Source organism: Acidimangrovimonas pyrenivorans, from assembly GCF_042643245.1.
GTDB classification, from domain to species: domain Bacteria; phylum Pseudomonadota; class Alphaproteobacteria; order Rhodobacterales; family Rhodobacteraceae; genus Acidimangrovimonas; species Acidimangrovimonas pyrenivorans.
On sequence record NZ_JBHRSK010000029.1, the window covers coordinates 1 to 518 of the forward strand.

The 518-nt window shown below is 60.8% G+C and carries 1 protein-coding gene; it reads left to right on the plus strand.

All coding sequences use genetic code 11. The features are described 5' to 3' along the window. Positions 1-492: integrase core domain-containing protein (locus ACFOES_RS20965; protein WP_377835675.1), on the plus strand; the 492-nt coding region annotated here is incomplete at its 5' end. Positions 493-518: the final 26 nt, after the last annotated feature.

Consider the following 518-nt stretch of genomic DNA (forward strand, 5'->3'; position numbering starts at 1 on the left):
CGCTTCCGGATCCTGTGCGTGATCGACGACTTCAGCCGGGAATGCCTGGCGACGGTCGTCGACACCTCGCTCTCCGGCATCCGGGTCGCCCGAGAACTGGATCGGATCGCCGAGGTCAGGGGACATCCCTGCATGGTGGCCAGCGATCGAGCCATTGGAATGCCATTTGTTCGAGAGACAATGGCGAGGGGCACGGAGTTGACATCGAACGCCATCCTCAAATGGCAGGAGGATCGCCGTGTCGAATGGCATTACATCGCGCCGGTGAAACCGATGCAGAATAGCTTTGTCGAGAGCTTCAATGGCCGCCTCAGGGACGAATGCCTCAACGAGCACCTGTTCGCCAACCTGCGCCATGCCCGCGGCCTGATCGCGGCGTGGAGAGACGACTACAACCATCACCGCCCCCACACGAGCCTCGACGGGCTCACCCCGTGGGAGTATCACCAAAGGTCGAAAGAGGACCAAACCCTGAACAGAGCTAACCTATAAACGCGGACTCCGAGGGGAGCAGGTCA